The organism is Flavobacterium esculini (assembly GCF_048284325.1).
Classification (GTDB): Bacteria; Bacteroidota; Bacteroidia; order Flavobacteriales; family Flavobacteriaceae; genus Flavobacterium.
Window position 1 is genome coordinate 90,671 of sequence record NZ_JBLVPI010000009.1, and the last position, 20,346, is coordinate 111,016.

Genomic DNA, 20,346 nt, shown 5'->3' on the forward strand with positions numbered 1-20,346 from the left:
ATTATTTTTAAAACCTTGAATTTAATGTCTTCGTTTTGATGGTGCAAATTGAATTTTTTTTTAGACGTAAGATGTTAAAAAATGGTTAAAACTTCGACCAAACCCTTAATTTTAAGGACGAATTATGATACAATTTACCTATTTTTAAGAACTTTGAAAAATATGCTTTGAATTCGAAGAATTGCGCATTTCAATAAAAAATAAAAACCATGAGTAAAACAAAATTATCACCTATCGTTGCTGGTGTCATGAATTGGGGAATTTGGGATAAAAATCTCAATACCAAAGAAATGGAAAACATGATTAATATCTGTTTAGAAAACAAAATAACCTCTTTTGATCATGCCGATATATATGGAGATTACACCACCGAATCCGAGTTTGGAAAAGCGTTTGCTTCCAGTAAAATAGGCCGAAAAAAAATACAACTGATATCCAAATGTGGTATCCAAATGGTAACGGAAAATCGTAAAAACACCATAAAACATTATGATTATTCGAAAAATCATATTATTTGGTCCGTTGAAAATTCCTTAAAAAATTTACACACGGATTATCTTGATGTCTTTTTATTGCATAGACCAAGTCCTTTGATGCAGGTAGATGAAATTGCTGAAGCCGTTTTGAAACTAAAATCAGATGGGAAAGTTATCGATTTTGGCCTTTCTAATTTCACTTCTTCGCAGACCGAATTGATTCGTCAGAAAACTGAAATCAGCTACAATCAAGTCCAATTTTCGGCTACCAACTTCGAACCTATGCTTGACGGAAGCTTTGATTATATGCAAACGAACAACATTCGTCCCATGTCATGGAATCCATTAGGATGCGTTTTTAGGCAAGACATTCCGCAAACACATAGACTTAAAAAATTATTGGCAACATTAGTTTCAAAATACCATTTGGGTTCTGATACGATTTTACTTTCCTGGATTTTAAAACATCCTGCCCAAGTCATCCCTATTGCAGGAACGGTTAATGTTGCAAGAATTCAGGCATTGATGAAAGCCGTTGAATTAGAATTAGAACATGAAGATTGGTTTGCTATTTGGTCAGAAAGTATGGGAAAAAATGTACCTTAAAAACAGTTTTCAGTTTTTCTGAAATTAAATATATAAAAACAGATTTGTGAAATAATATATCGTGAAATCTAAGAGTCAAAATCTCCAAATTGAAATTATAACCAATGAATAAAATAGCCTTTGTAACTGGTGCAACAAGCGGAATTGGAGAAGCAACAGCGAGAATATTAGCAAAGAATAATTATAAAATTATTCTTTGTGGACGCCGTGAAGACCGATTAATTGCTCTCCAGAAAGAGCTTTCGGAATTTACTGAAATCCATACGTTATCATTTGATGTTAGGGATAGAAAGGCCGTTTTTGAGAATATCAACTCCTTGCCGGAAACGTTTTCCAAAATTGATGTTTTAATTAATAATGCCGGAAATGCGCATGGTTTGGATGCTATCCAAAATGGAGATTTAGACGATTGGGATGCGATGATTGACATCAATGTAAAAGGGCTATTGTATGTTTCGAAAGCTATAATTCCGCGAATGATTGAACAAAAATCAGGTCATATTATCAACATTGGTTCTATAGCCGGAAAAGAAGTGTATGTAAACGGAAATGTATATTGTGCTTCAAAACATGCCGTTGACGCCCTGAACCAAGCCATGCGCATGGACTTAAATCCGTATGGAATCCGTGTCGGCGCCATTCATCCGGGGGCAGTAGAAACGGAATTTAGTGAAGTGCGTTTTAAAGGTGATGCAGCCAAAGCGGCTAATGTTTATGAAGGTTTTGAACCTTTACAGCCTGAAGATATTGCTGACATTATTCATTTTGTAGTTTCCCGGCCGTATCATGTGAATATTGCCGATTTGATTGTATTTCCAACTGCGCAAGCTTCTCCGACTATTTTAAAAAGATCTTTAGACAATTAGACTGTTCGATTTTGGAAAATCTTCTAAAATTGAATAGTTTAATAATAAAAAAGTAAATAATTGCAAATGATCAATAAACGCATTCTTATTAAAAACCTTCTCGCTCACAATGATGAGAGCAGTTTTTATGACAAAAAACGGCAATTGAATTTGCATACCCGAGAGGGAAAAGCTAAGTTTTTAAAACACATTTGTGCCTTATCCAATTCAAATCCCACTAACAATTCCTATATTGTGGTGGGCGTTGAAGATCAAGACAATACTATTGTTGGCGATGATTTCTTTGATGATAGCCGGATTCAGAATTTAGTGAATGCCTATCTGGAAAATTCACCCAAAATTCAATACGAAAATGTCCCTTTCCCTAATTTGCCAAAGGATAAAGTTATAGGGTTAGTAACCATCAAACCCAAAAGCAAAACGTCTCATTTCAAAAAAGGAATTCATACCATTCCTGCCAACAGCGTTTTTATAAGGCGAGGCAGTAACACCATGCCGGTCGAAGGCGAAATCGAAAAGAATTACCAGAACACGGAAACCGTTATTGGTATTGAAAACAATTCTAGAAACAGCATCGAATACACACTGGACGGTGTCATTGATTTTATGAATTTCAGGCACAAAGACATGTCGCCAAAATATAAAGTATTCAAGGAATTGTTTGTGATTTGCTGGGCCGGAATTGCAAAAAAATCTCGTGATAAAACCTATTTATCACGTGTGGATATTGAACTGATAAACGAACAAATTAAGCTGTTTTACTCGGCTCAGGATGTTGTCGAAATCATTTATGATGAAGATACTTTTACGATTATCGAATATGTTCCCTTGGGCTTGAATGATAAAACGAGTTATTATCCTTTAGAAAAACAAACCATTCATTTTCATGACAATGGCTATTACAAAATTGAAAGAGAAATGCTTTTTCAGCCGCCGGAATTCAATAAGAAACTATTATTCCATATTTACAATGCCAATATTACTTTGTTGAACAAACTCCAAAAAGGACTTTCGTTATCCGAAAGAGAGCGGAAAGATTTAGAGAACTTACCTTCCACTTTCATGATTTGTTACCTCAACGGTTTTGAAGAAGCCAAACAAAAACTGATTGACGCCAAACTACTGTTAAAACCTTTTACACAAGTGTATTTGTCCTTTAAAGAAGCGTTACGGATTTTGAGAAAGATGAAATATGATGTACAGTGAAAGTTAAATGAACTATTGATTCCTCCAGATAGTTTAAGACCACAAAGCCGCTAACCAAACTAGGAATTCATTTATCACTTGACATATAAAACTGGTCAATAGAAGCAACAAAGCGAAAACTGCATTCATCTTATACGTTTTAAAGTTTTTGTAAAAATAACCTAAAATATTTTATCAAACTATCACCAAAAATAGTGATTTTTTCGTCAAACGGAAACCCTAATTTTTATACTGCAATTTACATTAATAATTTGTATTTCAAATAAATAACTTAATTATTTAGCTTATTCAAGCCCTAATTATTTAAAAGAATTGTGCTAAACGCAAAACTTGAACCCGTCTTTATATTGTTAATAAACAATATATTTGAATTCAATACATTTATCCAAATCGCATCAATTTATTGAATCAGAATATTTGCCAAACCCTATAAATTATGAAAAATCAACCGTAAAATGAAAAACATCATTAAATTATTTTTTTGCTCCATACTCCTTTTTTCCACAACCTTAGAACTTTTTGCACAGACTTCAAAAAACAAGGATTGGACCAATCTTCTAGATTCAAATCTCAGTCAATGGGATATGTATTTGAGTTATAAACATAAAAACAATTACAATGGCCAAGTCCCTGTAGATAGTGAAGGGAAAGCTATTGAACCCATTGGCTATAACAAGAATGAAGCTAGAGTTTTTACTGTAATCCAAGAAAATAATGTTCCCGTTTTAAGAGTTTCCGGAGAATATTACGGTTGTGTTTTTACCAAAAACAGTTATAAAAATTACCGCCTAAACTTAAAGTTAAATGGGGAACTAAAAAATGGGAACCCAGAACGGATAAATTGGTGGACGCCAGTGTATTGTATCATTCACAAGGTCCAGCTGGCGTAGATTATTGGAAAGCATGGATGGTATCACAAGAGTTTCAGTTTATGGAAGGACATTTTGGTGATTATTGGAATATTGCCAATGCTGCCATCGATATAAAAGCGTTCGCTTCAGAAGGAGTGATGAGTTCCATAGCCGATGAAAATCAGTCTTTTTTACCCTTTGGAACCCATACAGAAAGGACCGGTTATTGCACCCGAAAAAACAATTATGAAAGTCCGATGGGAAGTTGGACCGAAGTAGAATTGGTATGTTTTGAAGGGAAAAGTCTTCATATTGTAAATGGCCATGTGGTAATGGTGCTGGCAAACTCTCGTTTTTGGGATGGTGCCAAATTCAATCCGTTAGTTGAAGGGAAAATACAATTACAAAGCGAAGCCGGAGAAGTATTTTACAAAGAGGTAATGATAAAACCAATTAACGAAATGCCTAATGAGTTCAAAAAATATTTTTAAGAAATCGGTCTCTTTTGTTTTCCATTTCGGATGCTCGGGTTTAAACCAAAAATTATAAAATAAAACCGTTTTTTCTGCTATTTTTGTATATAAATTAATTGAGACTACAAGAAATGAGAACACTCGTGATAGGCGATATACATGGTGGTTTGCATGCGCTGCACCAAATTATGGAAAGAGCCAATGTAACTATAAAAGACACCTTAATCTTTCTGGGAGATTATGTTGATGGGTGGAGTCAATCCCCACAGGTAATTGATTATTTAATTGAATTACAAAAAAAACAGAACTGTATTTGTATTCGCGGGAATCATGATGATTTATTGCTGGAATGGCTTAATAAAAGTACCGACAATCTGATGTGGTACAAGCACGGAGGCGAAGCAACGGTTATTGCTTATGAAACAGTCGATGCAGAAACCAAGCAAAAGCACATTGAATTCCTTCAGTCACTGGATAATTTTCATCTTGATGAACAAAATCGTTTGTTTGTTCATGCGGGCTTTACGAATATGAATGGTGTCAATTTTGAATATTTTCCAGGACTTTTTTATTGGGACAGAACCTTGTGGGAAACTGCTCTGGCTTTGGATAAAACTATGAAACCAGATGATGTGTTTTATCCCAAACGATTTACATTGTATGACGAAATTTACATTGGACACACACCTGTTTCTCGAATTGGAAAAACTGTTCCTGTTCAAATGGCCTGCGTTTGGAATTTAGATACTGGTGCTGCTTTCAAAGGTCCCTTAACTATTATGGATGTCGATTCAAAAGAATACTGGCAAAGTGAACCTTTGATGACTTTATATACAAACGAAAAAGGTAGGAACTAGTTTAAAAAAAACTATTTTTGTAAGAAATTATTAAATTTCAAGAGTATGAAAAAGATTATTACATTGGCATTATTGCTGTCATTTAGTTTGATAAACGCACAAGCTTTTACAGGAAAAGGTGATGCAAAATTTAATTTAGGCGCTAATATTCAAGATGGCGGAACTGGAATTCAAGTATCTAGTGATTTTGGAATTGGCGAAAACTTATCTTATGGATTCGTTGGGTCTTATTTACTGGGCGTAAATGAAGTTCTAGGTGAAAAACCAGAATTCAAAGATCGTTTCGATGCTAAATTTAGAATTAATGCTAATCTAGGAAACGTTCTGAAAATAGATGAGAAATTAGATGTTTATCCAGGATTAAATCTGGGACTTAGAAACTTTGGCGGACATGTTGGAATGCGCTATTTCTTTTCGGAAGGTTTTGGTATTTATTCTGAAGCTGGTTTCCCAATAGCAAAATACAATAGTAATTCTGAAACTTTTAATCATTTAAACAACCAATTTACTTTTAATATTGGTGCTTCGTTTAACATGTAGAACGGTTTTAATCAAAAAAATAAAAAAGATTTTTTGTTGAGTTCGCGTAGCAATTCTTAATAAAAAAAGACAATTTGAAATTTAAATTTCAAGTTGTCTTTTTTAGTTTATGATTGTTTTTGTTATGTTACAAATCAAATCTTATTCCTTGTGCCAATGGTAATTTTGCACCGTAGTTGATGGTATTCGTTTGTCTTCGCATGTAGGCTTTCCAAGCATCAGATCCTGACTCACGTCCGCCACCCGTTTCTTTTTCACCACCAAAAGCACCGCCAATTTCTGCTCCTGAAGTACCAATATTTACATTCGCAATTCCACAATCAGAACCGGATTGAGAAAGGAACAATTCCATTTCTCTCATGTTATTGGTAAAAATAGAAGAAGAAAGCCCTTGCGGAACTCCGTTTTGTAATGCAATGGCTTCTTCAATTGTACAGTATTTCATTACGTATAAAATAGGAGCGAAGGTTTCCGTTTGAACGATATCAAAATGATTTTCGGCTTCAATAATGCATGGTTTTACGTAGCAACCACTTTCGTACCCTTCGCCTTCCATCAATCCACCTTCCACAATGATTTTTCCGCCTTCTAGTTTTGCTTTTTCAATCGCATCCAAATAATCCTGAACGGCTCCTTTGTCAATAAGTGGCCCAACATGATTGTTTTCGTCTAATGGATTTCCAATTTGCAATTGACCGTATGCGCTTTTCAATACGCTTATGGTTTTGTCATACACACTTTCGTGAATGATTAAACGCCTGGTGGAAGTACAACGTTGTCCCGCTGTTCCTACCGCACCAAAAACTGCCCCAACCAATACCATACTGATATCAGCATGCTCCGAAACAATAATTGCATTGTTTCCTCCCAGTTCCAAGATTGTATTTCCAAAACGTTCTGCAACTGTTTTAGATACGTGACGCCCAATTCTTGTTGATCCTGTAAAAGATACTAACGTAATTCTTTTATCATTATTGATTAAATCCCCGGATTCATTTCCTGTTACTAAACAACTCACTCCTTCGGGAACATTATTTCTTTCTAAAACGCTTTTTATAATATTCTGACACGCAACACCGCATAAAGGGGTTTTTGAACTTGGTTTCCAAATTGCAACATCGCCACAAATCCAAGCTATCATTGCGTTCCAGCTCCAAACGGCTACCGGGAAGTTAAACGCCGAAATAATTCCAACAGTTCCTATTGGATGATACTGCTCATACATTCTGTGCATTGGTCGTTCAGAATGCATTGTCAATCCATACAACTGGCGGGATAAACCCACAGCAAAATCACAAATGTCAATCATTTCCTGAACCTCACCATATCCTTCCTGAAGGCTTTTTCCCATTTCATAAGAAACGAGTTTTCCCAGAGGTTCTTTAAATTTTCTTAATTCATCTCCCATCTGACGAACGATATCGCCTCTTTTGGGAGCCGGAACCATACGCCATTCTAAAAACGCTTCCGAGGCTTTTTGCATTGCTTTTTCATAATCTTCTGTAGAAGAAGTTTTCACTTTTCCTATTAGAGTACCGTCTGCCGGAGAATAGCTTTCGATTATTTTTCCGTTTGCAAAATTGTCTGCTCCGGTTGATGTTCCTTCATTTATGGCTACAATTCCTAATTGTTCTAGGGCTTCTTTTATTCCAAATCGATTTGCTATTGTTATCATTGTAACTTTTTTATTAAAAATTGTTATATTTTTTACAAATATATTATTTTAAGATGAAATATTAAAAGATTGGTTCTTTAATTTATTGCTTTACAGTTAAATTATTTTTGCGTAATATGCCTTTTAAAAACCCTTATAAAGCAGTAATCGCAAGAGATTTTTTTCTTGGTTTGGACAAAGTACCTCGCATCCCGTTTTTAGCCCCGATGGGAGTGGCATCCTTTCTAGTCCTGAACTTGTTTCAGGATTCTGAAACAAGTTCAGGACTAGAAAGATATAACGTACAGCGGGAATAGCTCCTGAAAATTATTTTTTGGCAACAAATCGAGGATCAGTTTCCATTACAGCCCCGCATTTTTCGCAAGTTCTCAACTTTTCTGAATTATAGAAATGTTCGAAATGCGGCAGAAAATCTTTTTCGATATTGTGCAGTTCAAAATAGACTTCGTGTAATTTATGATTGCAATTGTCACAAAACCAAATCAATCCATCCGTAAAACCTTTTCCAACTCTTTTTCTTTCAATCACTAAACCTATTGAACCCTCCGAACGAACGGGAGAATGCGGAACCTTAGCAGGATGAAGATACATATCGCCGGCATGAAGTTCCATTTCTTTGCGCTCACCATCTTCCTGAATAATTACTTTTATAGAACCTTCGAGTTGGTAAAATAATTCTTCGGTTTCGTTATAATGATAATCTTTTCGGGCGTTTGGACCTGCAACAATCATCACGATATAATCACCGGATTCTCTGTATAAATTTCTATTTCCAACGGGTGGTTTCAGCAGATGACGGTTTTCATCAATCCATTTATTAAGGTTGAAAGGTTTTGCTATTGCCATATTTTCTAAATTTTAAATGTAAAGTTATGAAATAAAAAACGCTATTTTTTTTCTTTGATTAAATAAATATAAACTGGAAAATGGTCACTAAATCCTGGAACAGTTGGTGTATTTCTTAAACCATACCCTTTATATTGTCCTGTTGTTTGAACCATAAATAGAGCATTATAAATGCCTGCTTTCCAATATTTATAGGTCGAATAATCGGCTCTTATTAATGATTCCGTCAGTATTATTTGATCAAAAACATCCCATGCGTCCCGAAAAGCAATAGTTCCGATTCCTTTTTTGGCGATGCTTTCCATTGGGTTATACATTCCTAAAAGTTGGACATCGTTTTTATTTGCTTTTGTTTTAAGAACCTTTTTTAAACTGGTATTAAAAGGCCCGTCATTTAAGTCGCCCATAGTAATTACTTTAACATTTGGATTTAATTTTTGCAAAGAATCAATGATTTTCACATTCAATGCAGCAGCCTTTTCTCTTAATAGGCTACTTATAGCTTCCCCTCCTCGTCTTGAAGGCCAGTGATTTACTATAAAATTTATTTCTTCTCCATCAAGAAATCCTGTTAACAGGATTTGATCTCTAGTGTAAATTCTTTTTGTTGTTTGATCTGGTTCATTACTATCCTCTTTATCATCTTCCAGTATTTTTCTCTTAATTGGTTTTGTGTCTTTTTCATAGATTAGCAATGGAATGTTTGCATAGCTGGTAGGTTTAAAATATTTCTTTTGATATAAAAAAGAACAATCGATACCTCTTCTGTCTGGCGATTCAAAATGTACTATTCCATAATCTTTATTGACTATTTGAGGATCTTTGATTAAATCTTCCAAAACATTTCTATTTTCAGCTTCTGCCAAACCTATAATTGTTGGCGAATTAGGATTCTCTCCTGTTCCTATTTTTGAAAGGACTCTTGCTATGTTACTAATTTTTTTCCTATAATAGCTTGACGAATAAACCCAGTCATCATCTCGAGTATTCGCATCATTTATTGTATCGTATAGATTTTCGAAATTATAGAACGCAACGGTATGAATCACATAATTCTTTTGTTGAGCGTCCGATTTTATCATTGGGAAAAACAAAAACAACAATAAAATGAGGCGGGGAATTCTTATACATATAAATTTATTTTTGATCATAAATGTGATTCCTAATGGTGTCGTTTATTGTAAAAATAGTCATTTGAAGACGGAACTTAAAACTATTTTGTAATTGCTTATATTTGTTTTAGAAAAAGCAAAGAATATGCATGCTACCCGATTTACTTTTATCAACAGAAATTTTATTTCATATAAATTCCTATTTCTTATTTTTGTTTTCCAATCTTTCAATTCTCAAGCCAACACACTAATGATTACACCACCAATTTTACAAAAAGGAGACACCATAGCCATATTGGCAACAGCCAGAAAAAACATAGACGATAACCTGAAACCAGCTATAGATTTATTACACAGTTGGGGACTGGAAGTTGTTATTGGGAAAAGTATTGGTTTAGATGATAATCAATTGGCGGGTACGGATGAACAGCGTGCCGCTGATTTTCAAGAACAATTAGACAATCCAAATATCAAAGCAATCTGGTGCGTGCGCGGTGGTTATGGTACGGTGAGAATGATTGACTTATTGGATTTTGCCAAATTTAAACAGCATCCAAAATGGATTATTGGTTTTAGTGATGTAACCGTTTTACACAATCATTTGAATACAATGGGTTTCAAATCTATACATGGCATTATGCCCATAAGTATCCCAAAAGCAACACCTAAAGCCATTGAAACTTTACGAATTGCCATGTTTGGTGAATCTTTAAAATATACAATTGAACCAAATATAATGAACCGATTGGGTGATGCTTCCGGTGAATTGGTTGGCGGTAATTTATCTATTTTGTATAGTTTATTTGGCTCAAAATCAGCAATAGATTGCACTGATAAAATCTTGTTTATAGAAGACTTAGATGAGTATTTATATCACATTGATCGTATGATGATGAACTTAAAACGCAACGGTTGTTTAGAAAGCATTAAGGGAATCATAGTTGGTTCGATGTCAAAAATGAAAGACAATGACATTCCTTGGGGCAAAAATGCCCTTGAAATCATAGAAGATGTTACTAAAAAGTATACTATTCCGGTTATTTATAATTTCCCAGCAGGACATATTCATGATAACCGAGCATTGATTTTAGGGAATAAAGTGACTTTGCATTTGGACAAAAATTCCAGCAGCGTAGTTTTTGAGTAAAAAAATTAAATTCTGATTTTTGATTTTTGATTAACGTCCCGAAGCGTCGGGATTGATTGCAGAAGTTTACGAACTGAATACTGCGACTGAACACTTTTTTTGATTGTTGATTAACGTCCCGAAGCGTCGGGATTCATTGCAGAGGTTTACGAACTGAATATTGCGACTGAACACTGAATACTTTTTTTGATTTTAGATTGTTGATTAACGTCCCGAAGCGTCGGGATTGATTACAGAGGTTTTAAAAACTGCGACTGAACACTGAATACTTTTTTATGGCTGAACACAACGAACTGGGAAAACTTGGAGAAGAAATGGCGGTAGAATACTTGCAAAAAGACGGCTATACTATCCTGGAAATGAATTGGACTTTTCAAAAAGCCGAAATTGACATTCTTGCTCAAAAAGAAAACACACTAGCTGTTATTGAAGTAAAAACCCGTTCGTCCCTAGAATTTGGTTTACCCCAAGATTTTGTAAAACCCAAAAAAATACAGCTTCTGGTAAAGGCGGTAGATGCTTACGTAAGTAAGAGCGATTTAGACGTAGAAGTCCGTTTTGACATTATTGCCATCCATAAAGAAGGCAAATCTTTTGTAATTGAACACCTTATAGATGCTTTTTATCATTTTTAACAAAAAAAAGTAATGTTATATTTGTAACAAATTGTTTTTTATCTATCTTTGCAAAGATTTTTGACACTCTAACTAAGTAAAAACTACGTAAAAACACCTAATACATTATGAAAACTGTTTCATCCATTGTAGAAAATTACATCAAAACAAAGCCTTTTCTATTAAATGCTTTATCTCTTGGAATCATTAATTTGACTTCCTTATCACGGAATATAATGACTGAATTGGAATCAGAATTTGGTAAAGAAGTAAAACAAGGAGCAGTTGTTATGTCTCTAAAAAGACTTACGGAAGAGTTGGATTTTAGATTAAATCATAAAATCAATAAAGTAATAAAAAATATTGGAGAAATCACAGTTCGCTCTGAACTAACCGATTATACTTTTGCAGCATCAGATACGGTTTTAAACAAACAAGCTGAATTAATTACCGATTTGAATGCTTTTCCAGATATTTTCTATACCTCATCAAGAGGCGTAAATGAAACTAATATCGTGGTGAGTAATACAATAAACCATTTGGTTGACAAACATTTTGCCAACGAAAAATTGATTCAAAAACTGGATAATCTGGCTTCGATAACCGTAAAATTACCTAAAGAAAATATCGTTGTTCCAGGAATTTACTATTTCATTTTCCAACGTTTGGCTTGGGAAGGAATTATCATCAACGAAGTAATTTCGACTTCAAACGAATTCACCATTTTAGTAAGCGAAAACGAAGTGGATGTTGCTTTTAAAGTAATTAAAGATCTAAAGAATTAATATTTATTATTCTATATTTTAAAGCTTCCAGCCTTTTTTAAAGACTGGAAGCTTTTTTATTGCAAGTCTAATTTTTCAGGCATAATGAATCCATTCTTCATTATGGTTATACTACTTATCTCTAAAGATTTGTGAGTAAATTAAAACCCGTTTTTACTCAAAGAAATAGATGCGAATAATATTTTTATATATTTGCTAATTCTTTGAGCAATTAAGAGGTTAGTATAAGTCTCCTCAAGTCAAAACAATTAGCAGAAGAAAATGTTCAAGAAGTATTTTTGAAAGTTTGGTTGCATCGTTCTTTCTCCCAATTCTTTAGCTTGGTATTTTGTCAATGTTTCCATCGCACCTATAAGCACCAAATTCCGGAAATGGAAAGCGAGTCAAACCAGATGAAATATTTGCAATTCCGCCGCAATCGCTCATTATTTGCAACGCTTTTTGAGTTAGAAAAAAGGCCCTTTGAATTGAGTATTAACTAAATCATCAAATTGAGCTGTAGTTGTTTTTAATAAACTTTCGTGAACACCAACGTCCGCATTGTTAATTAAAAAAATTAAATTTTTCAGTATCGAAAGGTTTTTAAAGCGGTTGTTACATTTTGAACTTCCTCCTGTTACTAATGCTATTTTTTTCTTTTTGATTCCGTCTTAAATAGTTGTTTTAAATTAATACAGTAAAATTAGTGAAGTAGTAACGCTAGCCAATTGTAAATATCAATCCAGAGTTTGCGAAATTTAAATCATGATTTTTTGAACATATAAAGAATGTAAGTTCATTTAAAGTTGACTGGTTTAGGTGCTTAAATGTGTTGTTATTCAATAAGCAATTGTTAAAGGCAGAATAGAAATCTGCTGAATCTGCAAAAACTGTGTGAAAATAATAAATTGGCACGTAGATTTAAAGAATTTAAACTCTAAAAGACAACGGTGATAATGCCGTTTGCTTTTTGAAAAAATTAGAAAAATGTACCAGCTCTTCAAAACCCAGTGAATACACGATTTCCGAAACGTTCTAATCGGTTTCTTTTAATAAAATCTTCGCTTCATGAATCAATCGGTCACTGACTAACTCGGTGGTTTTACCTGAATTCTCTTTTAAAATTTTATTAGATGATTGTCGTGAATTGCTAAACGTACATGAATTAACTTTGCCACATAATTCCGAACCAAATCGTACTTTATAATTGGTATATATTAAATTTGGACTATATTATAATAGTAATTATGGCACATGGAAAAATTGTGGTAATTAAGGAAACCGAAAAAGAAATAAAAAATCTGCTCAAAGAATCTATTCTATTTATTGGTCAACGTTTGTGAGTTCTGCTGATTTTGAAGCAAAATGAAAAAGCGGGTATTTCTAACGTGAGGTTGCTAAATTAACGATGGTTGACCCTAATAGCGTTCTGAATTGGAGAACATAATACCTTAATGCTGGAGTTTAGGGTCTGATGAAGTATCAAAAAAACAGGCTTTAAGCCGTCGGCCTTTAATATCATTGAACACAATATGTTGGAAACAAAACTCAACAACCCTCAAAATGGACTTCAAGGCTATGTTGTACTTAAAGATTGCATTGAAAAATCAGGGAAGACTTTCAATTATAACACATTGCTTTCTTACTGCATCAGGAATTTTAAATCAAATATAAAAGTAGCCCGCAAAAGTCATTTCAAAAAAGGAAAAATAATGGTGCTGGATAAAGGAAGGTTTTATAAGGCTAAAAGATTAATCATTCCTGAAAATATTGTTTTGGTTTTTCTACCACCATATAGTCCGGAACTTAATCCCGCTGAAAAATGTGGGCAAAATACAAACGAGAGTTCCCTAATAAATTTTATAATTCATTGGAAGATGTAAAAGATTTCATTACTAATGTCGTAAAAGCTACAAGCAAAAAAAAGGTAATGAGTATCTGTGGATATAGTTATGTGTTTTTTAGATAAAATTCGGACTATATATTATATACGTTTGATATAATTTTCATTTTCGTATAAATTGCGTTGTAATATTTTTATTATATAAATAAAAATAATCATATAAAAATAGCAATTATATTCTTTTTTAACAATGAATTTGCAATAATCACTTTAAAGTAAAAATTATGGTTTTAAAGTATTTTCTTAACGTTTTCATAACAGTATGCGGTTTAAATGTTATAATTTTGCTAAAAATTAATAAATTAAACAAAAAATGAAAAAAGTTACATTTCTTTTTATTTTTTTTCTGTCGGTAATCGGATATTCCCAGGTTACTACCTCAGGGATTTCTGGTACGGTAAAATCAACTTCGGGAAAAAAACTTACAGGTGCATCCATACAAGTGATTCACCAGCCATCAGGCACAAAGTATAATACTAGTTCAGATCTTTCTGGGGGTTATGCTATTCCTGCAATTAGACCAGGGGGACCTTACGTTGTTAAGGTTTCTTATGTAGGATATAAGCAAGCAGAAATTACTGAGGTTAATGCTCCTTTAGGAAATAGTGTTACTATTAACGTTTTGCTTGAAGACGAAGTAAATTCACTTCAAGAAGTTGTTATAACTAAAACTAAGTCAAACGGTGTTTTCTCAAAAGGAAGAACCGGAGCTTCGCAACAGTTTTCAAACAGACAGATTAATGCTGTGCCAGTAATTGGTGCCAGATCTATTAATTCAATTACAAAATACAATGCTAATGCTGGTGGTGGAGGTTCTTTTGGAGGACAAGATTCAAGATTAAATAATTTTACCATTGATGGTTCAGTTTTTAATAATGGTTTTGGTCTTGGTTCTGATGCACAAGCAGGGGGAAGAACTGGTTCTACAGCAATATCTTTGGATGCTATTGAACAGTTACAAGTAAGTATAGCGCCATTTGATGTTCGCCAATCTGGTTTTACGGGTACAGGAATCAATGGAGTTACCAGAAGTGGAACGAATGAAATAGAAGGGTCAGTTTATAACTCTTTCAGAAGTAACAAAAAAGATTTTATTGGAACAAAAGCGGGAGAGTTAAGAATAGCGCCTGCTACTTTTAATGAAAAAATCTGGGGTGCAAGAATTGGCGCTCCAATAATCAAAGATAAATTGTTTTTCTTCGGAAATTTTGAGACTATTGATAATACAAGTCCTGCAACAACATGGACTTCTACGAACTCTCCTAATGGGGGTACTCAGGTTTCAGCACCTACTTATGCCCAAATGCAAACCCTTTCTGGTTTTATGAAGGATAAATTTAATTACGGTACTGGACCTTGGGAGAATTATGATGCTGTCAAAATTTCAAAAAAATTCCTTGCTAAAATTGACTGGAACATAAATGATGATAATAAATTTTCTGTTCGTTATGTTCATCATGATTCATCTTCTGATGAATTGACATCTAATTCTAATTCATTAGGATTTGGTAATAGAAGAACAAATGTTAATGCAATGTCTTTTAAAAATAGTGGCTATGTGGTAGAAGATAATACTCGTTCTATTGTTGTTCAATTAGACAGTAAATTATCGTCAACTTGGAGTAATAATTTTATTGCAGGTTATGATAAACAAATTGAGGATAGAGGTTTGCAAGGTGGAGGTTTATTTCCTACAATTGATATCAAAAATGGTCAGCCTAATGCGGATCCGACTACTGGTTATTCAACAGGAAATTTAACACTTATGTCTGTAGGTTTAGACCCTTTTACTCAAGGAAATAAATTAAATTATTCTACTTTACATTTTACTGATAATGTAACAAAATATTTAGGAAAACATACACTATTGTTTGGTGTAAATTATGAGCATTTCAAATCTGAAAATTTATTTTTCTCAGGCTCAAATGGGGTATTTATATTCAACTCTTTAGATGAATTCTATAATGCTGCCAATGAATCAATCGCTTTAAATGGAGCACCTTCAGTTTCTAACTTACCTGTTAGAACTCAATTCAGATATTCAGCATTGCCTGGAGGTGTAGAGCCATTACAGATTTTAAAATCTGATAAAATTGATGTTTATGTACAAGACGAGTTCAAAGTGAGTGATCAACTTAAACTTACAGTAGGTGTTAGAGCAACAAGAGTATCTTTTGAAAATACTGCTATAGAAAATACTGCAGTAACTAACATGAGCTTTGCTAATGGTCAAAAATTGAATACAGGTGATATGCCAAATACACAATACCTTTTTGAACCAAGATTTGGTTTTAATTTGGACGTGACTGGAGATGCCACTACACAAGTTAGAGGAGGTTCAGGAGTTTTTACAGGAAGACCACCTCTTGTATTTTTATCTAATGCAATAGGAAATAATGGAGTACTTACAGGGATTGTAGATGTAAGCGATGCAGCGGTAGGGACTGGTGGTTATGGTTTTACAGCAAATCCAGCTCAATATTTTACACCAGCGACGCCTACGCTTCCATCAACATTTGATTTAGCTTTTACGGATAAAAAATACAAATTCCCACAAGTGTGGAAAACTACTGTTGCAGTTGATCAAAAATTGCCATTGGGTTTTGTAGGTACAGTTGAAGGTATTTTTAGCAAAAACATCAATGAAGTAGGGTATTATAATGCTAACTTTGAAAATCCAGTTGGAACAATAAGCGGTCCGGATAATAGACCTTTATTCGCAGGAAATGACAACGGAGTGCGTGTTAATAATAATGTTTCTAATGCAATTGTTCTTAATAATACGAACAAAGGATATTTTTATTCTACAACTTTCAAGTTAGAATATCCTTATAGAAAAGGACTTTGGGGTTCATTCTCTTATACGCATTCACAAGCTAATGATTTACTTTCTGCAGGTTCTACTGCATCAGGAACTTGGACAGGCGCAAGATCGGTAAATGGAAATAATGACTTACCATTAGGTTTATCTAATAACAACACTCCTCATAGATATGTGGGTATTGTAGGGTATAAAATTGAATACGGCGATAAAGCTGGAGCAGCTACTTCAATTAACTTAGGTTACATTGGCGAGCAAGGTAGTCCATTTTCGTATACATATAGTGGAGATTTAAATGGAGATCGTATAAATGGTAATGATTTACTTTTTGTACCTAACAAAGCTTCAGATATGCGTTTTTCTCCAATTTCTCAAAACTTAGGGGGTTCTTCTATTGTATTATACACAGAGGCGCAACAACAAGAAGCGTTTGATAAATTCATTGATCAAGATCCTTATTTATCTTCTAATAGAGGGCACTATGTTGCGAAAAATAAAAATATTTTACCAATGTTACACAGAGTAGACTTGTCTGTAACTCAAGATTTCTTTGTGAAAATTGCTGGTAAAAAGAATAGTTTCCAATTTAGAGCGGATGTTTTAAATTTCACAAACCTATTGAACCGTAATTGGGGTATATCTCAGAGAGCGACAGCAACAAATATATTGGCAGTAGCTCAAGCACCAAGTAGTTCTAATAGTTACACTCCTTTTTATACTTTAGCGTTACAAACGGATAATGAAGGAAAAAGATTTTTAGCTAAAGATACTTTCCAAAAGAATGCATCAATTTCTGATGTTTGGCAAGCTCAATTTACTTTAAGATACACTTTTGGAAAATAAAATATTAATAATACAAAGACATTAAAAATAGACAATTAGTATATAATCATAAATTAAATAATCATGAAAATTAAAAATCAAATCCTATATTTTTTTACAATTTTATCGGTCGCTCTAATGACGTTTTCTTGTACTGACGATACAAAAGAAGTAGTAAAGTTGAAATCAATAGTTGAAATTGCAAAAGCTGACCCAGCTAATTTCAGTATTTTAGTGGATGCATTAAAAAAAACAGGTTTAGATGTTACATTGAGTAACCCAGGATCATACACTGTTTTTGCTCCTACAAATGCTGCTTTTACTGCTGCAGGTATTACAAGTGCTAGTATCAATGCTATGGTTGTTCCAGCTGATAATGCTGCAATTGCTAATTTAAAATTAGTTTTGCAAAATCATGTAATTGGAATTGGAACTAGATCGAATGATTTATTAGCTGCAGGATACTCTAAAACATTTGCATTTATCAAAACAACTCCTACTGCAACAACAGGAGCAAACTTAAATTTGTTTGTTAGTAAACCAACCGCTGACGTTTTATTAAACGGTGGTGCAACAAATGGCGGTGCTAAAGTTACTACTGCGGATATTGAAGCTAGTAATGGTATTGTACATGTAATTGATGCAGTTTTAAAATTGCCAACAATTGTTAACCAAATAACTGCAAATCCAAGTTTATCTGCTTTATTAGGTGTCGTTACAACTACTCCACAAGCGTCAGTATTGGCTATTTTAAACGCTGCTACTGGATCTGCAGCTGTTACTGTTTATGCGCCAAACAATGATGCGTTTGCTGCAGCTAAAGCAACTGGAGGTTATTTAGTTGGTAAAACAGATGTTCAAATTACAAACATCTTAAAATATCATTTAGAAAGTGGTAATAAAACAGCAAGTTCAGTTACTTCTTATACTTCTTCTTCTGCAACTGCTGATGTTTCTGTTACAACTTTATATACTCCGAATAAATTTACAATTTTATTGGGTACAGTTAAAATTAAAGATATTGTAGCAACTAGCAATGGTACAATTAAAATCATTAATATTCAAGGTACTAATGGAGTAATTCAAGTAATAGATAAAGTATTACAACCATTTTTGTAAGACTATAATCTAAATTTTTATAAACTGCCTAAAATTTATTTTGGGCTGTTATTTATAAATATTAATTATTAAACCACTTTAGCTTTTAGCAATAAGTGGTTTTTTTATGCCTTTTTTTATTATATTTGTTAAAACAAAAACACAATTTATGTACGAATTTATTCAAAAATTTCATTCCGGTTGGGCTTATTTAGCACTTTTATTATTGGTAGTTGCCGTTGTTAATTCTTTTATTGGAATGTCTTCTAAAAAAGAATTTACTTCAAAAGATAGAAAAATAGCATTATTTGGTCTTATAGGGACTCATACACAATTATTGATTGGTTTAATTTTATATTTTGTTTCACCATTAGGGTTTGCTTCATTAGGACAAATGTCAGATAAAGCGTTGCGTTTAACGTCATTGGAACATCCGCTAATAAATATTATTGCAATTACTTTGATTACAATAGGATGGTCAAAACATAAAAAATTAACTGATAGCGAGTCAAAATTCAAAACATTTTCTATTTTTTATGGTTTAGGATTATTGCTTATTCTAAGTAGAATTCCATGGTCAATGTGGTTTTAAAAATCAATTAAAGCTCTAGAAATAGAGCTTTTTTTATCTGGGTATGGTTTTTGTAAAATAGATTTAACTAAAAAGGTATAAATGAAAAAATCAATAACATTATTTTTTTTACTGGCAATTATTGGCTTAGTTAACAGTCAAAGTTCAATCTCCGATAAACAAAGATCTACCATTCAAAGAGACTCTCTCAAAAAGACTAAAATAGCAGTTGAACAACAAGATGATAAATTAGACTCTTTAATTATTTCATTAGGGAAGTTCAAAATCTATAAAAAAGAGGCACATGCATCTTATTATGCAGATAAGTTTAATGGAAAAAGAACTACGAGCGGAAGAAAATTTGATAATAATAAATATACTGCAGCACATAAAAAACTCCCTTTTGGTACAAAAGTGAAAGTAACAAATGAAGCTAATGGTAAATCAGTAATTGTAGAAATTACTGATAGAGGTCCATTTGTAAGGTCAAGAGAAATAGATTTGTCAAAACGAGCTTTTAAAGATATCGCTTCACGTAAAGATGACGGAGGAATGAAGGTGACAATAGCAGTGTTGAATAATTAATTACCAGTTTTTATAAGGATTTTTACTTAAGTAAGAATTGTAATAACGCTTGTCATCGGTCACTTCCTCGTCTAACCAGCTTGGTTTTTCAAATGTTTCGGTTTCAGAACCCAGTTCAATCTCAGCAATAATCAATCCTTCATTATCTCCATAAAAAACATCAATTTCATAAATGTGATTGCCTGATCTGACTTCAAATCGCGTTTTATCTATAACACCTTTTTCACATAAAAGCAGTAATGCTTTAGCTTCTTCAAAAGGGATTTCTTTTTCCCACTCAAAACGGGACAAACCCGATTCATTTGAAATTCCTTTTATAGTCAAAAATCCCTCTTCTCCTTTTATTCGAACCCGAACCGTGCGTTCTGGAACCGAACTCAAATAGCCCTGTGTAATACGGTTTTGAGTAAAAGCGGCTGCCTTGAACGAATCGTCTTTAACCAAATATTTTCTCTCTATTTCAATCATTTTTTTGTTGCGTCGTTTAAGTATTTGTAGCAATTTCCAGCTATC

At 33.3% G+C, this 20,346-nt stretch carries 20 protein-coding genes and 1 pseudogene; 16 read left to right on the forward strand and 5 right to left on the reverse strand.

All coding sequences use genetic code 11. From position 1 onward, the window contains the following. Positions 1-209: 209 nt before the first annotated feature. The 7 genes from ACNQGG_RS09660 to ACNQGG_RS09690 all read left to right on the forward strand — a co-directional run bounded on the left by ACNQGG_RS09660 (position 210) and on the right by ACNQGG_RS09690 (position 5,875). Complete coding sequence (locus ACNQGG_RS09660) at positions 210-1,082, forward strand: aldo/keto reductase (protein ID WP_417963421.1); 873 nt, start codon at positions 210-212, stop codon at positions 1,080-1,082. 104 nt (positions 1,083-1,186) lie between these two features. Then, positions 1,187-1,948, forward strand: coding sequence for an SDR family NAD(P)-dependent oxidoreductase (locus ACNQGG_RS09665; protein ID WP_417963423.1), 762 nt, complete (start codon positions 1,187-1,189; stop codon positions 1,946-1,948). A gap of 66 nt (positions 1,949-2,014) precedes the next feature. Continuing rightward, positions 2,015-3,154, forward strand: a complete 1,140-nt coding sequence (locus ACNQGG_RS09670; RefSeq protein WP_417963425.1) for an ATP-binding protein — start codon at positions 2,015-2,017, stop codon at positions 3,152-3,154. A gap of 455 nt (positions 3,155-3,609) precedes the next feature. Further along, positions 3,610-4,044 carry a hypothetical protein gene (locus tag ACNQGG_RS09675; RefSeq protein ID WP_417963428.1) on the forward strand — a complete coding sequence of 145 codons (435 nt, stop codon included), beginning with the start codon at positions 3,610-3,612 and terminating at the stop codon, positions 4,042-4,044. Continuing rightward, on the forward strand, positions 3,999-4,496 hold the full coding sequence (locus tag ACNQGG_RS09680; protein ID WP_417963431.1) for a 3-keto-alpha-glucoside-1,2-lyase-like domain-containing protein: 498 nt from the start codon (positions 3,999-4,001) through the stop codon (positions 4,494-4,496). The genes ACNQGG_RS09675 and ACNQGG_RS09680 overlap by 46 nt, the downstream gene beginning before the upstream one ends. Positions 4,497-4,609: 113 nt before the next feature. Further along, positions 4,610-5,335, forward strand: a complete 726-nt coding sequence (locus tag ACNQGG_RS09685; RefSeq protein ID WP_417963434.1) for a metallophosphoesterase family protein — start codon at positions 4,610-4,612, stop codon at positions 5,333-5,335. Positions 5,336-5,380: 45 nt separating this feature from the next. Next, positions 5,381-5,875, forward strand: a complete 495-nt coding sequence (locus ACNQGG_RS09690; protein ID WP_417963437.1) for a DUF6646 family protein — start codon at positions 5,381-5,383, stop codon at positions 5,873-5,875. A 127-nt stretch (positions 5,876-6,002) separates the two neighbouring features. Here the strand turns inward: ACNQGG_RS09690 and amaB are convergent, their stop codons facing one another. After that, positions 6,003-7,550, reverse strand: coding sequence for an L-piperidine-6-carboxylate dehydrogenase (amaB, locus tag ACNQGG_RS09695; protein ID WP_417963439.1), 1,548 nt, complete (start codon positions 7,548-7,550; stop codon positions 6,003-6,005). A 116-nt stretch (positions 7,551-7,666) separates the two neighbouring features. On the opposite strand from amaB, the gene ACNQGG_RS09700 reads away from it, so the two are divergent. Beyond that, complete coding sequence (locus tag ACNQGG_RS09700; protein WP_417963441.1) at positions 7,667-7,846, forward strand: hypothetical protein; 180 nt, start codon at positions 7,667-7,669, stop codon at positions 7,844-7,846. A gap of 10 nt (positions 7,847-7,856) precedes the next feature. Here ACNQGG_RS09700 and ACNQGG_RS09705 read toward each other — a convergent pair whose 3' ends face one another. Further along, positions 7,857-8,396, reverse strand: coding sequence for a 3-hydroxyanthranilate 3,4-dioxygenase (locus ACNQGG_RS09705; RefSeq protein ID WP_417963444.1), 540 nt, complete (start codon positions 8,394-8,396; stop codon positions 7,857-7,859). Between the two features lie 41 nt (positions 8,397-8,437). Next, positions 8,438-9,478 (reverse strand): endonuclease/exonuclease/phosphatase family protein, encoded by a 1,041-nt coding sequence (locus ACNQGG_RS09710; protein ID WP_417963447.1) that lies wholly within the window; start codon positions 9,476-9,478, stop codon positions 8,438-8,440. A 280-nt stretch (positions 9,479-9,758) separates the two neighbouring features. Here ACNQGG_RS09710 and ACNQGG_RS09715 point away from each other — a divergent pair, with 280 nt between their 5' ends. The 3 genes from ACNQGG_RS09715 (at position 9,759) to ACNQGG_RS09725 (ending at position 12,054) form a co-directional block, all read left to right on the forward strand. Continuing rightward, positions 9,759-10,655: a S66 peptidase family protein gene (locus ACNQGG_RS09715; RefSeq protein WP_417963449.1), complete on the forward strand. Its 897-nt coding sequence runs from the start codon at positions 9,759-9,761 to the stop codon at positions 10,653-10,655. Positions 10,656-10,930: 275 nt separating this feature from the next. Then, entirely contained in the window at positions 10,931-11,290 is a 360-nt protein-coding gene (locus tag ACNQGG_RS09720) for a YraN family protein (RefSeq protein ID WP_417963452.1), read from the forward strand. 107 nt (positions 11,291-11,397) lie between these two features. After that, positions 11,398-12,054: an aspartate kinase gene (locus ACNQGG_RS09725; protein ID WP_035669162.1), complete on the forward strand. Its 657-nt coding sequence runs from the start codon at positions 11,398-11,400 to the stop codon at positions 12,052-12,054. A 909-nt stretch (positions 12,055-12,963) separates the two neighbouring features. Here ACNQGG_RS09725 and ACNQGG_RS09730 read toward each other — a convergent pair. After that, positions 12,964-13,241, reverse strand: a pseudogene (locus ACNQGG_RS09730) (helix-turn-helix domain-containing protein); the annotation flags it as partial. A gap of 324 nt (positions 13,242-13,565) precedes the next feature. Between ACNQGG_RS09730 and ACNQGG_RS09735 the strand changes: the two are divergent. From ACNQGG_RS09735 to ACNQGG_RS09755, 5 genes are all read left to right on the forward strand, one after another. Continuing rightward, a complete protein-coding gene (locus ACNQGG_RS09735) occupies positions 13,566-13,916 on the forward strand; it encodes a transposase (RefSeq protein ID WP_417963454.1) in 351 nt (116 codons plus the stop codon). A gap of 333 nt (positions 13,917-14,249) precedes the next feature. Beyond that, on the forward strand, positions 14,250-17,600 hold the full coding sequence (locus ACNQGG_RS09740; protein WP_417963457.1) for an outer membrane beta-barrel protein: 3,351 nt from the start codon (positions 14,250-14,252) through the stop codon (positions 17,598-17,600). 63 nt (positions 17,601-17,663) lie between these two features. Continuing rightward, a complete protein-coding gene (locus ACNQGG_RS09745; RefSeq protein WP_417963459.1) occupies positions 17,664-18,698 on the forward strand; it encodes a fasciclin domain-containing protein in 1,035 nt (344 codons plus the stop codon). A 148-nt stretch (positions 18,699-18,846) separates the two neighbouring features. Beyond that, positions 18,847-19,269, forward strand: coding sequence for a hypothetical protein (locus ACNQGG_RS09750; RefSeq protein WP_417963461.1), 423 nt, complete (start codon positions 18,847-18,849; stop codon positions 19,267-19,269). An 81-nt stretch (positions 19,270-19,350) separates the two neighbouring features. Then, on the forward strand, positions 19,351-19,833 hold the full coding sequence (locus ACNQGG_RS09755) for a septal ring lytic transglycosylase RlpA family protein (protein WP_417963464.1): 483 nt from the start codon (positions 19,351-19,353) through the stop codon (positions 19,831-19,833). Here the strand turns inward: ACNQGG_RS09755 and ACNQGG_RS09760 are convergent, their stop codons facing one another. Next, positions 19,834-20,301 (reverse strand): CYTH domain-containing protein, encoded by a 468-nt coding sequence (locus ACNQGG_RS09760; RefSeq protein WP_417963467.1) that lies wholly within the window; start codon positions 20,299-20,301, stop codon positions 19,834-19,836. Positions 20,302-20,346 lie beyond the last annotated feature (45 nt).

Coding starts and splice junctions, on each gene's coding strand:
- ACNQGG_RS09720 (WP_417963452.1), top strand. CDS start 10,931: ATGGCTGAACACAACGAACTGGGAAAACTTGGAGAAGAAATGGCGGTA.
- ACNQGG_RS09665 (WP_417963423.1), top strand. CDS start 1,187: ATGAATAAAATAGCCTTTGTAACTGGTGCAACAAGCGGAATTGGAGAA.
- ACNQGG_RS09660 (WP_417963421.1), top strand. CDS start 210: ATGAGTAAAACAAAATTATCACCTATCGTTGCTGGTGTCATGAATTGG.
- ACNQGG_RS09705 (WP_417963444.1), bottom strand. CDS start 8,396: ATGGCAATAGCAAAACCTTTCAACCTTAATAAATGGATTGATGAAAAC.
- ACNQGG_RS09670 (WP_417963425.1), top strand. CDS start 2,015: ATGATCAATAAACGCATTCTTATTAAAAACCTTCTCGCTCACAATGAT.
- ACNQGG_RS09675 (WP_417963428.1), top strand. CDS start 3,610: ATGAAAAACATCATTAAATTATTTTTTTGCTCCATACTCCTTTTTTCC.
- ACNQGG_RS09710 (WP_417963447.1), bottom strand. CDS start 9,478: ATGATAAAATCGGACGCTCAACAAAAGAATTATGTGATTCATACCGTT.
- ACNQGG_RS09715 (WP_417963449.1), top strand. CDS start 9,759: ATGATTACACCACCAATTTTACAAAAAGGAGACACCATAGCCATATTG.
- ACNQGG_RS09760 (WP_417963467.1), bottom strand. CDS start 20,301: ATGATTGAAATAGAGAGAAAATATTTGGTTAAAGACGATTCGTTCAAG.
- ACNQGG_RS09725 (WP_035669162.1), top strand. CDS start 11,398: ATGAAAACTGTTTCATCCATTGTAGAAAATTACATCAAAACAAAGCCT.
- ACNQGG_RS09690 (WP_417963437.1), top strand. CDS start 5,381: ATGAAAAAGATTATTACATTGGCATTATTGCTGTCATTTAGTTTGATA.
- ACNQGG_RS09755 (WP_417963464.1), top strand. CDS start 19,351: ATGAAAAAATCAATAACATTATTTTTTTTACTGGCAATTATTGGCTTA.
- ACNQGG_RS09735 (WP_417963454.1), top strand. CDS start 13,566: ATGTTGGAAACAAAACTCAACAACCCTCAAAATGGACTTCAAGGCTAT.
- amaB (WP_417963439.1), bottom strand. CDS start 7,550: ATGATAACAATAGCAAATCGATTTGGAATAAAAGAAGCCCTAGAACAA.
- ACNQGG_RS09745 (WP_417963459.1), top strand. CDS start 17,664: ATGAAAATTAAAAATCAAATCCTATATTTTTTTACAATTTTATCGGTC.
- ACNQGG_RS09700 (WP_417963441.1), top strand. CDS start 7,667: ATGCCTTTTAAAAACCCTTATAAAGCAGTAATCGCAAGAGATTTTTTT.
- ACNQGG_RS09740 (WP_417963457.1), top strand. CDS start 14,250: ATGAAAAAAGTTACATTTCTTTTTATTTTTTTTCTGTCGGTAATCGGA.
- ACNQGG_RS09685 (WP_417963434.1), top strand. CDS start 4,610: ATGAGAACACTCGTGATAGGCGATATACATGGTGGTTTGCATGCGCTG.
- ACNQGG_RS09750 (WP_417963461.1), top strand. CDS start 18,847: ATGTACGAATTTATTCAAAAATTTCATTCCGGTTGGGCTTATTTAGCA.